This window comes from Urbifossiella limnaea, assembly GCF_007747215.1.
In the GTDB taxonomy this organism is placed as follows: domain Bacteria; phylum Planctomycetota; class Planctomycetia; order Gemmatales; family Gemmataceae; genus Urbifossiella; species Urbifossiella limnaea.
Genome location: NZ_CP036273.1, coordinates 2774586 through 2788595 on the forward strand (window position 1 = coordinate 2774586; position 14010 = coordinate 2788595).

Consider the following 14010-nt stretch of genomic DNA (forward strand, 5'->3'; position numbering starts at 1 on the left):
TGCCGCCGTCACTGCTTTTTCTTCGGAAGAATCTGCGCCTCTGGTGGGTCCGTCGCTGGCACCCGAAGTTCCTGTCGCAACCGGTCGAGTTCCGCGTGCAGTTGCCGCTGCGCGTCGGCGTGCTCGGGTCGGCCGTACACACTGGTCAGCTCTCGCGGGTCGGTCTGCCGGTCGAACAGCTCCCAGTACTCGGCCCCCGGAGCTCCGTAGAAGCGCACCAGCTTGTACCGCTCCGTCACCACGCCGTAGTGCCGTCGCACGTCGTGCGGACCTGGGTACTCGTAATAGTGGTAGTAGAAGCTCGTCCGCCAGTCGGCTGGCGTCTGCCCGGCCAGCAACCCCTTCAGACTGCGGCCGTGGGTGCCCTCCGGTACCGGCAGTCCGGCCGCTTCCAGGACTGTCGGCGCCACGTCGAGCAGGCTGGTGAGGCGCTCGCTGCTCGTGCCCGGTCGGGCGACGCCGGGCCAGCGGATCAGGCACGGCGTGCGGACGGACTCCTCGAAGATCCATCGCTTGTCGAACCACCCGTGCTCGCCCAGGTAAAAGCCCTGGTCGGAGGCGTAGACCACGATCGTGTTGTCGGTCAGCTTCTCGCGGTCGAGGTAGTCGAGAACGCGGCCGACGCCCTCGTCCACGGCTTTGACACAGCCGAGGTAGTCGTGCATGTACCGCTGGTAGCGCCAGCGGACGAGGTCGCGGCCCTGTGGGGGCGCGGCCTTGAACGCGGCGTTCCGCGGGGCGTAGTAGGCATCCCACGTCTTCTTCTGGTCCGCGGTGAGGCCGGGCGGGTCGTTGAACTTCATGTCCAGCGCGTTGATCGACTTTTCCAGCGTCATGTCCTGGTTGCGCTCGGCGGCGCCGCGGCCGGCGTAGTCGTCGAACAACGTGTCCGGCTCGGGGTACACCCGGTCGTTATTGTGGTTCAGGTGCCGCAGCGCCGGCGACCACTCGCGGTGCGGCGCCTTGTGCTGGCACATCAGCAGGAACGGCTTGTTCGGGTCGCGGCCGCGCAGCCAGTCCAGCGACAGGTCGGTGATGACATCGGTGACGTAGCCGGGGACGACGACGCGCTGCCCCATGCGGTTCATCGGCGGGTTGTAGTACTGCCCCTGGCCGGGGAGGATTTGCCAGGTGTCGAACCCGGTAGGGTCGGAAACGAGGTGCCACTTGCCGAACAGGGCCGTTTGGTAGCCGGCCCGCTGGAGCAGTTTCGGGAACGTGGTCTGGCTGCCGTCGAAGCGGGAATTCGTGTTGTTGTAGAAGCCGTTCGAGTGGCTGTACCGGCCGGTGAGGAGCACGGCCCGGCTCGGCCCGCAGATCGAATTCGGCACGAGGCAGCGGTCGAGGCGGACGCCTTCCTTGGCCAGGCGGTCGATGTTCGGCGTCTGGTTCAGCTTGAGCGGGTGGTTGTAGGCGCTGACCGCCTGGTAGGCGTGGTCGTCGGTGAAGACGACGACGATGTTCGGCGGCCGCTTGGGCACCTGGGCGCGGGCCGGGGCGGCGGCCGCGAGCGCGACGACAACCGCGACGAGGGTTCGCATCGGGTAGGCTCCGCGGGAACGGGTGCGGGTGTTCTAGTGAGCCGGGGCCGGCTATTCTGAGAGAAGCACCCTTCGCCACGGACGCGACATGAACCAGTACCCCCTCCCGCCGCTCGGGCTCAACCCGTCCTCGACCGCCCAGGGCACGACGCCCGGCAGCTTTGCCAATCGCCCGGCGCTCACCCCCGGCCCTCTCGGGGCGCGGACGTTCTCCTCGCCCGACACGCCGGGGATGCCGGCGGCGTCGGACAAGACCGCATGGGACTTCCTGCCGGCGGGTTGGATGACGGATACCTTCGAGCTTCCGCCGGCCAAGCGACCACGGGGTGAAGCCGTTAGCGAAATCAAAACACCCTCCTTCGGAACCGGCACCAAGGTCGCGACGTTCCTTCAGGGAGACGAGACGGTAAGAACCGTCGAGTTCCCAGTCGACTTTACCCCGATCACTCAACTCGAATCGGCCCGTCTCGGCATCATCACTCCGCAGATGCGCCGCGTCGCCGAGCGCGAGCCGCACCTCAGCGCGGCCCAGGTGCGAGACGAGGTCGCGGCTGGTCGCATGGTCATCCCCGCGAACACCGTCCACCTCGGCTACCGCCTCGACCCGATGGCGATCGGCCGCGGCAGCAAGACGAAGGTGAACGCCAACATGGGCGCCTCACCCGTGTCGAGCAGCACCGACGAGGAGGTCGAGAAGCTCCGCTGGGCCGAGAAGTGGGGCGCCGACACCGTGATGGACCTGTCCACCGGCGGCGACCTGAACGCCACCCGCGACGCCATCATCCGCGCCAGCACCGTACCCATCGGCACCGTGCCCATCTATTCGATGATCATCGGCCGCAAGATCGAAGATTTGACGCCGGCGATGATTCTGGAAACGCTCGAGCACCAGGCCCGGCAGGGCGTCGATTACTTCACCATCCACGCCGGCGTGCTGAAGGAACACCTCCAGTACATCCGCAAGCGGCTCATCGGCATCGTCAGCCGCGGCGGGTCGCTGCTGGCGAAGTGGATGATCACGCACGACGCGCAGAACCCGATGTACACCCACTGGGAGGACATCTGCGACGTGATGCGCCGCTACGACGTGACGTTCTCGATCGGCGACGGCCTCCGCCCCGGCGGTCTCGCCGACGCCACCGACGCCGCCCAGCTCGCGGAGCTATATACGCTCGGCGAGCTGACGGAGCGGGCGTGGCGCAAGGGCGTGCAGGTGATGGTCGAGGGGCCGGGACACGTCCCGTTCGACCAGATCGAGTACAACATGAAGCTGCAACGGACGGTGTGCCACGGGGCGCCGTTCTACGTGCTAGGGCCGCTCGTCACCGACATCTTCCCCGGCTACGACCACATCACGTCGTGCATCGGCGCCACCGCCGCGGCGTACCACGGCGCCGCGATGCTCTGCTACGTGACCCCGAAGGAGCACCTCGGCCTGCCGAAGAAGGACGACGTCAAGCAGGGGTGCATCGCCTACAAGATCGCCGCCCACGCCGCCGACGTGGCCCTCGGCATCCCCGGGGCGCGCGACCGCGACGACGAGCTCACCAAGGCCCGCGCCGCGCTGAACTGGGAGAAGCACTTCGAGCTGAGCTTCGACCCCGACACCGCGCGGGCGTACCACGACGAAGACCTGGACGTGGACACCGACTTCTGCGCCATGTGCGGCCACGACTGGTGCAGCGTGCGGATCAGCAAGGAGATCGTCGAGTTCGCGTCCGGCAAGGACGAGGACTACCAGCGCGGCAAGGCCAAGGTGACGGCGGCACTGTCGGCCGAGCAGCGCGAGATTTTGGAGAAGCGCGGCGTATTGAGCCCGGCCGAGATCCACCGGCTGGCCAGCAAGACGAAGAAGGCCGTCGGCGCCGACCACGACAAGGCCGCGTGCCACAGCGACTACGCCGACGACGCCGAGGCGCAGAGCATCCAGGCCCGCCGCGTGCCGCTCGCGCAGGTCGGCGAGTGACCGACCGACTCGCCGACCGTTCCGTTCCCCTTTCCCACCGGACGACCCAGCCCATGACCCGGACCGCCCCCCTCCTCGCCGCGCTCGTCGCGGCCGTACTCGTCGCCGCCGGCGCCCCCGCCCCCGCCAAGCAGACCGCCGCGCCGATCAAGGCGCTGCTCGTCATCGGCGGCTGCTGCCACGACTACAAGAAGCAACAGGAACTGCTGACTAAGGGCATCTCCGCCCGCGCCAACGTGGTGTGGACGATCAGCTACGACCCGGACACCGGCACGAAACACCTCAACCCGATCTACGACAAGGGCGACTGGGCCAAGGGCTTCGACGTGGTCGTACACGACGAGTGCACCGCCGACGTGAAGGACCCCAAGACGGTGGAGCGCATCCTGGCCCCGCACAAGGCCGGACTGCCGGGGGTGGTCATCCACTGCGGGATGCACTGCTACCGAACTGAGGGCTTCCCGAAGGCGACGCCGTGGTTCGACTTCACCGGGCTGGCGACGACCGGCCACGGCCCGCAGTTGCCGATCGAGGTGAGCTACACCGACCCCGCGAGCCCGATCACGAAGGGGCTGACCGGCTGGACCACGAAGAATGAGGAGCTTTACAACAACCTCTCCGGCAAACTCCATGAGACGGCCCAGCCGGTGGCCCGCGGCAAGCAGACGGTGACGGCCAAGAACGGCGAGAAGCGGACGGAGGAGGCGGTGGTGGCGTGGACGAACCGGTACAACGGCAAGACGCGCGTGTTCGGCACCACCCTCGGCCACAACAACGACACCGTCGCCGACCCGCGCTACCTCGACCTGGTGACGCGCGGCCTGCTGTGGAGCGTGGACAAGCTCGACGCGGCGCACCTGACACCGGCGAAGTGAGTTCGAGAGGCACTATGACCCCGGGGACGAGTCCGTCCCCGGGGCTATTCGTTCAACCCCACCTGCTCCAACTTGTACACGCGGATGGGCTCTGAGCCATTTACTCCGATGTACAGCCGCTCACATGCCGAGCACAGCCACACTTCCTGCGTGCCGGCAGTCTCCCAATGTTCGGGCCACATGTCCACGATGCCATTCTCCGCGACCTCTTGATCGACAGCGTCCTGGAGCTTTTCGATGCCGGTATCGGTGAGGACGTGACGAACGGTCGGGCTTGGACTTGCGATGTCGTCGAGTGAGTTACCGCAGATGCACCGCAGGAACATCGCTGTACTCCTCAATCGACGCGACAGGAAATGACGAGAGCCCGGGGTATTGCCCCCGGGCTCTCGGATTCCAGCCTCAGCATCACCCCGCGTTGGTGCCCGCGGTCTTCAGGTCTTCCATCGCGCGGGCCACGGCCAGCGGCAGAACCTTCCGCAGCCGGCGGCCGCGGCGGATCTCGGCCCAGTTCTTCAGGATGTGCTCCGCCTGCCGGCTCCCCGTCCGGGCGAAGTACTGGTGCAGCAGCGGGTGCATCCACTCGTAATCGACGTGCGTGCAGTCGATCACCGCCACGCTCTTGCTGTGCAGCTTCGCCGGCACCTCGGTGTGCGGGTCGAACACGTACAACTCGCCGCCGGTCATGCCGCTGCCGATCTCGTTCTCCACCGGCCCCAGGATCAGCACCCGGCCGCGGGTCATGTACTCGCAGGCGTACTTGCCGGCGGCCTCGGCCACGATCGTCGCCCCGCTGTTGCGGATGCCCAGCCGGTGCCCGGCCCGGCCGCCGATGAAGATCGTCCCGCCCGTCGCCCCGTAGCCGACGTTGTTCCCGGCGACGCTCTGGATCTCGCCGCCGTAGTCGCTCGCGGTGTAGTCCAGCGTGACGATCACCGTCCCGCCCGAGATGCCCTTGGCGACGCCGTCCTGGGCGAAGCCGCGGAGCTCCAGGTCGAGGCCGTTCACGCACCACGCGCCAAAGCTCTGCCCGGCCTCGCCGTCAAGGCGGACCTTGATCTTGCGGTGGTTCGGCATCCCCTCCCGGCCGTACAGCCGGGCGATCATGCCGGCCACGGTCGCGCCGACGGAGCGGTCCGAGTTCCGCACGCGGAACACGATGTCGGCGTTCTGGGCGGTGTCGATGGCGTCGTGGGCGGCGCTCAGGATGCGGCCGTTCAGCGTGAACGAGTCGCCGCCGCCGCACACGCCGCGCTCGCCGACCTGTGGGTAGCGGTCGTCGAGTCCCACCAGCGCCATGTCGGGCTGGATGAACCGCCGCACGTCCACGAGCGCCGCCCGCGGGTGCTTGGCCTTCAAGTCGTCGCGCCGCACCAGCAGGTCGGACCGGCCGGTGATCTGGTTCAGGTGCGTGAAGCCCATCAGCGCGAGCAGCTGCCGGGCCTCCTCGGCGACGGTCAGGAGGTACGCCTTGGTGTGCTCCGGGTGCCCCTTGAAGATCTCGGGGCTGCCGGTGATCCCGGTCGGGCAGTTCGGGATGTGGCAGCTCTTGCACACGATGCAGCCGACGGACACCATCAGCCCCTGGCCGAACGTGAACTCGTCCGCCCCGAACAGGGCGTACTTGATCACGTCGTGCCCGTTCTTGATGCCGCCGCCGACGCGGAGCTTGACCGACGTGCGCAGGCCGTTCACGACCAGCGCCTGGTGCGCCTCCGCGAGGCCCATCTCGCTCGGCAAGCCGGCGTGCTCCTTGCTCGACACCATCGCCGCGCCGGTGCCGCCGTCGATGCCGTCCATCTCGATGATGTCGGCGCCGGCCTTCGCCACGCCGACGGCGATCGTGCCGACGTTCTCCACGGCCACCAGCTTCACCGACACCGGCATGCCCGGCTTCGCGGCCTTCAGGTCGTAGATCAGCTGCGCCAGGTCCTCGATCGAATAGATGTCGTGGTGCGGCGGCGGGCTGATGAGGTCCGTCCCCGGCTTGGCGAAGCGGATCTCGGCGATCTCGGCCGTGACCTTCTTCCCCATCAGCTGGCCGCCCTCGCCGGGCTTCGCGCCCTGCGCCATCTTGATCGACATCTCGTCGGCGTTGACGATGTACTCGGCGTCCACGCCGAACCGGCCGCTGGCGATCTGGCGGATGCGGCTGCGGAAGCGGCTCTTTTCGAGCTTGCCGCCGAGGGTGTAAATCTCGGGGTACTCCTGGCGCTGCTTGCGGACCTTCTCCCAGTACGGCCCCCAGGCGCGCTCGGGGATGTCGTTCCGCCAGCGGGCTTCGCCGCCCTCGCCGCTGTTGCTGAGGGCGTCGAGTTCGTTCACCGCCGCGGCGATGGTCATGTGCGAGGCGCCGGTCAGCGCCCCGTGGCTCATGGCGGCGCCGCGGAAGTGGTTCGCCACCATGTCCCGCGCCGGCTGCACGCCCTCGATCGGCACCGCCGTGCCCGGCTTGATGTTGAACAGGTCGCGCAGCACCGTCGGCACGCGGGTGTTCACCATGTTCGTGAACTTGCCCCACTTGGTGCCGACGCGGATCAGCGCGTCCGGGTCGGCCTCGGCGGGCGGGGCGGTGTACGCCATCTCGCCGCCGCCGCCCTCCGGCTCCGGGTGGGCCTCCTTCACCGCGTTCCGCAGCGCCATCCGCACCGCGCCCGTGAAGGCGCGGTAGTCCATGTTCTTGCCCAACTCCTTCTTCTTCGCCACCATCTCCTCGGCGCGCGCGACGCGCCACTGGGCGTCCTCGACCAGCTCGGCGAAGCCGATGCCGCCGACGCGGCTCGGGAAGTCGCCCAGGAACTCCATCAACTCGGGGCCGAAGCCGACGGCCTCGAACAGCTGGGCGCCGCGGTACCCCTCGATGGTCGTGATCCCCATCTTGGAGATCACCTTCTTCGTGGTGTCCTCCAGGGCGGCGAACAGGTTCTCCAGGGCCTCGCGCGGCTCCAGCCGGATTTCCTGCTTGGTGTCGCCGTCCTTGAAGACGAGCCCGTCCTTCACGAGCCGCAGCATCAGGTACGGGTGGACGACGTCGGCCCCGAACGCCACCAGCACGCAGATGTCGTGGCCCTCCTGGATGTCGCCGGCCTGCACCACGAGCGAGCAGCGGTCGCGGAGCCCCTGGCGGCACAGGTAGGTGTTCACGGCCCCGAGCGCCAGCAGCGACGGCACCGGATAGATGCCGCGCTTGCACGCCTCCTTGTCGGACACGCACAGGACGTGGAAGCCCTCGTGCACCGCCTTCTCGGCGGCGCTCTGGAGCGCCACCAGGCTGGCGCGAAGCGCCTCGGCCCCGCCGGACAGCGGGAACGTGGCGTCGAGCAGCTTGAAGCCGAGCACCTCGTTCTGGCGGATTTCCTCGACGATGGCGTCGGAGATGACCGGGCTCGGCAACTCCATCTGCTTCACCGGCAGGTCGTCCCCGTTCGCGCCGTTCGCGCGCGGCCCGCGGCCGAGGTAGGTCGCCAGCGACATCGCCCCGCCCTCGCGGTACGGGTCGATCGGCGGGTTGGTCACCTCGGCGAACGTCTGCTGGAGGTACTTGAACAGCGTCGGGTGGTGGTCGGAGAACACGGTCAGCACGCGGTCGTGCCCCATGCTCGACAGCGGCTCCTTCTTCAGCTTTGCCATGTCCTTCACGAACACGGCCCGCTCGAAGTCCCAGCCCGCGGCCTGGAGCAGGTGGTCGAGCTTCCAGTCGCGCTCGGTCAGCATCGCGCCGACGGCGTCGTCGACCTGGCGGGTGTAGTCGAAGCCCTCGGGGATGATGATCTGCCGGCGGTTCAGCTCCTGCACACTGCCGAGTTCGGCCTTGGCCTCGGCCACGACGCGGTCCATGATCTGGTAGCTGTCGAGCCGCTCGCCGGTGGCGGTGTCGATGGCGATCATCTGCCCCGGCTGCAGCTGCCCGCTGGCGACGATGGTGGTGGGGTCGAGGCCGAACACGCCCGACTCGCTGCCGATGTACAACCAGCCGCGCTTGTCGGAGCACCAGCGCACGGGGCGGAGGCCCATCCGGTCGACGAGGCCGACGAGGGTGCGGCCGTCGGTGCCGATGATGCCGGCGGGGCCGTCCCAGGCCGCGAGGCTGCCGAACGCCCGGCGGTAGTACGTGAACAGGTCGAACGCCTCCTGCCCCCAGATGTCGGCCTCCGTGTCCCACACCGGCGGGATCGACAGGCGCAGCGCCCGCGGCAGGCTCCAGCCCTGTTCGAGGATCAAGTACTCGAGCCACTCGTCGAGGCTGGCCGAGTCGGACATCTTCGGCGTGTTCAGCTCGCCGCCGGGGATGGGCGGGTTCAGGCTGCGTGAGAACGCCGACACCGCGTTCCGCGTCGTGCGCACCGTGTTAATTTCGCCGTTGTGGCACGACAGGCGGAACGGCTGGGCCAGCGTCCAGTTCGGGAACGTGTTCGTGCTGTAGCGGCGGTGGAAGCTGACGACGCCGGTCTCGAACGCCGGGTCGGTCAGGTCGCGGTAGAAGTCGCACAACTGCGGGCTGGTCAGCAGTCCCTTGTAGCTGACGAGCTTGGTAGACAGCGAGCACGGGTATACGCCGAGGCCGGCGGCGCGCGCGCGCTCGCGGAGCACGAGGCGACGGCGGTACAGGTGCTTCTCGGCCTCGTCTGCGTCGCCGTCCACCTGGAACAGGGCGTGCTCGATGGCCCCGGGGCGGACCGCCTTCGCGGACTCGGGCAGCGCGTCTTCGTTCGTCGGCACCGGGCGGTAGCCGAGGAAGCGCACGGGACCGCCGCTCAGGACTTCGCGCACGAGCGCCCGGCCGGCGTCGAGCTTGGCGGCGTCACTGTCGAGGAAGAAGAACGCGCCGACGGCCAGGGTGTCGCCGTCGGACACGCCGAAGCCGAGTTGCTTCGCCTGCGCGCGGAAGAAGGCCTGGGGCAGCGCCGCGGTGAGGCCGGCGCCGTCGCCGGCGGAGCCGCACACGCCGCCGCGGTGCTCCATGCAGCGGAGGGCGTTGAGCGCCTTCTGCATGACCTCGGCCGACGGTTTGCCGTCCCGCGCTGCGACCCCCCCGATGCCGCAGGCGTCCCGGCCGACCTCGTCCGTGTACAGCAGTTCGCCGCTGCGAACCCGCGCAAGACCCGCCTGGTGGCTCATCGTCACGTTCACCGATGGGAAGGGTGGTAGAGAACGGTTCGGGTGAACACCCGGCGGTGGCCGTCGCCGGGCTTCGCGTGCGTGTGGTCGGGGAGAGGGTGACCAACGCTTTGTTTTACAGAACCCGCCGAACGGATGGCAAGGCCAGGTCACGGGTTCGGGGAGGGGACGGCTTTTCGCCGAGTGGTGAAAAATCTGGGTGCACGCTTGCTGGCCAACGAGCGGAGAGGTAGAACACGGGGCGTCCGACTCGCCGGTCGTGGGACACCCGTCGCCCCACCCGCCCGGCCGACCGACCGGGGCACACGCTTTCACCCTTCTGGAAGGACCGAGGTATGGGCGATTTCATCGGCAGTCCCATGTTCTTCGTCGCGGGTGTCGTCCTCCTGCTGGGCCTCGTCGGCCTGATGATCTTCCTCCAGAAGCGGAACAAGGACGAGGATTAAGGTGCGCCGGCGGGCCGGGGGCGTGAGCCCCCGGATCCTTTAGTAGATTCCGCAGAATCCGGGGGCTCACGCCCCCGGCCTGCCGTGCGCTTCACTTCAGCGCCGGAACGCTTGCCGCCCTGCCGCGTACTCGCCGATCAGCACGCTCAGCGCCTCCGCCCGCCGGTCACGCCATACCGTCAGCCGCACGCGCTGGCCCGGCGGCAGTGCCGAGATCAGGTTGATAAGGTGGTGCTCGTCGCGCAGTTCCACGTCCTCGAGCCGCAGCACCACGTCACCGGCGCGGAGCCCCGCGGCCGCCGCCGGCGTGTTCGGGTGGACAATCTCCACCAGCCCGCCGCACACCTTCGACAGCCCCACCCGCAGCGCCTCGGCCGGGTCGATCGTCGCCGCCAGTTGCACGCCCAGGTAACCGCGCGTCACCGCCCCCTTCTCGAACAGCTGACCCGCCACCCGCTTCACCAGGTTGGCCGGGATGCTGAACGACACGCCGGTATTGTTGCCACTCTGCGACGCGATCGCCGTGTTGATGCCGACCACCTTGCCGTCCAGGTCTACGAGCGGGCCGCCGCTCGAGCCGGGGTTGATCGACGCGTCGGTCTGGAGGAACTCCTTGATGCGGATCGTCGAGCCGAGGCTGATCTGGCCGCGGTCGGTGGCCGAGATGATGCCGTGCGTCACCGTCTGGTTCAGGCCGAACGGGCTCCCGAACGCCAGCACGTACTGCCCGCGGACCACGCGGTCGCTGTCCGCGAAGGAACACGCGGGCAGCGACTCGTCGGCCAGCTGCAACAGCGACACGTCGGACTCGGGGTCGGCCAGGATGCGCGTCGGCTGAAGGATGCGGCCGTCGGACAGGGTGACGTACACCTTCTCGCGCGGGGCGTCGCCGACGACGTGGTTGTTGGTGACGACCACGCACCCGGCGATACCCGGGAAGCGGACGATAACGCCGGAGCCCGATTCCTCCTTCGCCTTGCCAGTTGCCGTGCCCGTGCTCGGCTTCACCGCATCCACGGCGACCACGGCCGGCGACACGCTACGAACGACGCCGGGGAACCGGTCCGCGGGCGGGACCGTGGCGTTGACTTCGGTCACGGTGGGAATCGGCGGCAGCGGCAGGCCGTGCGCCGCCGCGGGGGGTGGTGCGTGGAACGCGAGTTGTGCGGCGGCCCCTCCCAGAAGGGCACACCCACCCAGCCCCACCGCCACGGCGAATCGACGGACCATGCGCAACCCTCCCGGCCGGGAAGTACCACACCCGCACTCTAACGGGTCGGGCAAGGGGGCTTGAGAAATTCCGGACGAGCTCACGGAAGTGGTCGCGACGGGTGGCCGCACGAAACGCACAAGGCCCGCGGTCGTTGCAGACCGCGGGCCTTGTCGGAGTCCTTCAACCGGCGTTACCGGCTCAGGTCGATCTCCAGGTCGGCGAGGCGGACCTCGCGCTCGTCCATGTTGCCGTGATCGGCCATGCGGCCGTAGTCGGCCTCGCCGGTGTAGTCGCCGACGCTGCCGTCGCGTTCGAACTCACGCTGGCACTTGATGCACAGCGTCGAGTACGGGAGGGCGGACAGGCGCGCCATCGGGATCTTGGTCTGGCAGCCCTCACACGTGCCGTAGCTGCCGTTCTTCAGCCGGCGGATAGCCCGCTCGACCTGGACCAGCTCTTTGGCTTCGAGCTCGGCCAACTGCGAGGAGAGTTCCTCGCCGCTACTGTCGAAGGCGGCGTCGGCGGCGTCGCCGGCCCGCTGCATCCCCTTCCCGGCGGAGAGGATGTCGAGTTCCATGCCGAGCCGCTTGCGGAGTTCGGTCCGGCGGCCGACGAGGGCTCTATGGAGTTGCAGGAGTGCGTCAGTTCGTGCCACGGCTCGCCACCTCCAGGGGGCATAGCTTCCGGTCCGGTTGTTACCGGTGGGAGCCTGACGGGTTCGGGGGTCGTGGAGCCGACACGCTGTCGGCCCCCATCGGATACTAGTGTCGTGCCGGGCAGGTCTTTCCAGCCGGGCCGCGGGTCTGTCCCGCCGTCCTGAGCTTAACTTCGCCGCTCGGCACCACTTGGAGTCGGGGTTCCGCCGCCAGGATTCGGGTTCTTCACGAACCCGTCACTATCGCGGTTTCCTGCCGCAATGCAACCGGCGTGCCGCAAACCGTTTTCGTCTCGGCACCCGGGCGGGGCGGAATTGAGAATGCTTCCGGCGGCTTGGCGAAAACTCCGACGACACAGCCGGTTGGCCGGATTGGGCAAATCCGGGTGGGGGTGTGGGGCTGCGCAAAATCGGGCATGTGTTGCGAAGTGGTGCAGCGGTGAACGGATGGTAGCGTCAGGCTCCAGTCTGCGCCGACATCAGCGGAGCCTGAGGTCTGAGAAAACCATCCACAGGCCCCGCGCATCACTCGGGTGTCACGACTGCAAGTTCTGCAGCATCTCCCGCAGCGGCACCAGGCGACGGCCGCGGGTGTCGTCGATCTTCAGCGCCTTCAAGAACCGCCGCCGCAGTTCCGCCTGTAATTCGTCGACCGCGCTTGGTGCCGTGCTCGTGAGTCGGATGCTGCCGCCGGCGCGGCGGTCGTGGCCGCCGGCCTTGCCGAGCTTTCCGACCACCTGACGCAGGATGTCGCCCGAGCGCGCGTCCGCCATCGCGGCACGCACCGACAGAATCAGCTGATCCTTGTACACGCCGCCGCACACGGCCCAATCGACCTGGTCGAAGCGGATCATGAAATCGACCACCTCGGCGGCCTGCTCCGGCTGCGGCAGGTCGTCCACCCAGCTGATGATGAGGTTGTCGTAGATGAAACTGCTCTGCAGCGCTTGCAGCAGGCACTCGAAGTGGCTGTGCGGCAGGCGGGCGTTGCGGATCTGGGCGATCTGGTCCTTGTCCGCGAGCGGGTAGAGGAAGATGAGCGCGTCGTCGTCCGCGGGGTTGGCCTCGCGGGGGAAGCCGGCCATCTCCGTCTCGATGCCGTAGAGCAGGGCGGTCGCCAACTTCTCGGGGATGTCGCAGTCCTGCTCGCGCAGGTACTTCGTCACCACAGTACACGTTGCGCCGTGCGAGGCCCGGATGTCGGTGAACGGCACGTTGTCCAGGTCGCCGGGGGTGTCGTGGTGGTCGATGACGGCGTACAGCGGCGCGTCTTCCGGCAGCGTGTGCCGGCCGGTGTTCGGCTGGCTGTCCACCATCACCACGGCGTCGCCGGGACGCCAGTCCACGTCCTCGACCTTGGTGAGGTGGAGGTTCAGTACCTTCACCATGGCCCGGTTCTCGGCCCGGCTGATGAGGCCGTCGCGGGTGATGAGGGTGGGCTTGCCGAGTTTCTGCTCGACCAGGTGGGCGAGCCCCAGCATGGAGCCGAGGCTGTCCGGGTCGGGCTGGACGTGCGACACGAAGACGACGCGTTCGGCGGTCTTCAAGCCGGACAGGAAACGGTGAGACCGGCGGATGCCGACGGTCCCCGACCGCGTGACCCCTTCGGGGTCGGCGCTCGATCGCGCCATATGGGTTCGACCTCCGACGACCCCGCGGCCGCGGTCCGTGCGGCCCGACTCCGGGGCAGGCAGGCGAACGCTCGATCCGAGAGCGTCCCTCCGTTTTACCCGGTCGCCGACCGGCCGCCAACGCCGGTTGGCCTCAACGCGGTCGAGTGGCGGCACGGGGGGCTTGACTTTGTCTGAGGGAACGTCATAATTCGCGCGGGTTCGCTGAAGTCACACGAGGTGCTCGTTGCAGGCACTCGTTCGGGTCGGTCTGGTGCTGATGCTGGTCATCGCCCCAGCCCTCTGCTGCTGCCAGGCCCGCTGGCTTTTCGCCGGTTCCGCGGCCGTTGTCGCGGCCGAACCTGCCCCTGTTCACACTTGTCCGCATTGCTGCCAATCTGAAGCCCCCGCGACGCCGGAAACCCCATCGCCCAAACCGCTTCCGGCGAATCCGCACTGCATCTTCTGCGACGGTCAGGCGGTTGCCATCACGGCCGACCCCTCACCCCAGCCGCTGCCGCCGGACTTTACTGGCGAGCTCCTGCCGGTTTTCCTGGCGACCGTCGCCCCCGTACACCCGGCGTTC

9 protein-coding genes are annotated in these 14010 nt (G+C 68.4%); 3 read left to right on the top strand and 6 right to left on the bottom strand.

Features of this window, described 5'->3' with window-relative positions; all coding sequences use genetic code 11:
* Positions 1-8: 8 nt before the first annotated feature.
* A complete protein-coding gene (locus tag ETAA1_RS11215) occupies positions 9-1541 on the bottom strand; it encodes a sulfatase family protein (RefSeq protein ID WP_145237716.1) in 1533 nt (510 codons plus the stop codon).
* A gap of 88 nt (positions 1542-1629) precedes the next feature.
* Between ETAA1_RS11215 and thiC the strand changes: the two genes are divergently transcribed.
* A complete protein-coding gene (gene thiC / locus ETAA1_RS11220) occupies positions 1630-3507 on the top strand; it encodes a phosphomethylpyrimidine synthase (RefSeq protein ID WP_238389418.1) in 1878 nt (625 codons plus the stop codon).
* A 53-nt stretch (positions 3508-3560) separates the two neighbouring features.
* A complete protein-coding gene (locus ETAA1_RS11225) occupies positions 3561-4382 on the top strand; it encodes a ThuA domain-containing protein (protein WP_145237719.1) in 822 nt (273 codons plus the stop codon).
* A 44-nt stretch (positions 4383-4426) separates the two neighbouring features.
* On the opposite strand, the gene ETAA1_RS11230 is transcribed toward ETAA1_RS11225, so the two are convergent.
* Together ETAA1_RS11230 and ETAA1_RS11235 are read right to left on the bottom strand one after the other, a co-directional pair.
* Positions 4427-4708, bottom strand: coding sequence for a hypothetical protein (locus ETAA1_RS11230; RefSeq protein ID WP_145237722.1), 282 nt, complete (start codon positions 4706-4708; stop codon positions 4427-4429).
* Between the two features lie 82 nt (positions 4709-4790).
* The gene (locus ETAA1_RS11235) at positions 4791-9500 is read right to left on the bottom strand and encodes a glutamate synthase-related protein (protein WP_145237724.1); all 4710 of its coding nucleotides are present in this window, start codon (positions 9498-9500) and stop codon (positions 4791-4793) included.
* A 335-nt stretch (positions 9501-9835) separates the two neighbouring features.
* Here ETAA1_RS11235 and ETAA1_RS11240 point away from each other — a divergent pair, with 335 nt between their 5' ends.
* Positions 9836-9946, top strand: coding sequence for an LPXTG cell wall anchor domain-containing protein (locus ETAA1_RS11240; protein WP_145237727.1), 111 nt, complete (start codon positions 9836-9838; stop codon positions 9944-9946).
* Between the two features lie 96 nt (positions 9947-10042).
* Here the strand turns inward: ETAA1_RS11240 and ETAA1_RS11245 are convergent, their stop codons facing one another.
* The 3 genes from ETAA1_RS11245 to ETAA1_RS11255 form a co-directional block, all read right to left on the bottom strand.
* Positions 10043-11176: a S1C family serine protease gene (locus tag ETAA1_RS11245; protein ID WP_145237730.1), complete on the bottom strand. Its 1134-nt coding sequence runs from the start codon at positions 11174-11176 to the stop codon at positions 10043-10045.
* Positions 11177-11349: 173 nt separating this feature from the next.
* Positions 11350-11814 (bottom strand): TraR/DksA family transcriptional regulator, encoded by a 465-nt coding sequence (locus ETAA1_RS11250; RefSeq protein WP_202920826.1) that lies wholly within the window; start codon positions 11812-11814, stop codon positions 11350-11352.
* A 536-nt stretch (positions 11815-12350) separates the two neighbouring features.
* Positions 12351-13445, bottom strand: coding sequence for a DHH family phosphoesterase (locus ETAA1_RS11255; protein WP_145237733.1), 1095 nt, complete (start codon positions 13443-13445; stop codon positions 12351-12353).
* Between the last annotated feature and the right edge of the window lie 565 nt (positions 13446-14010).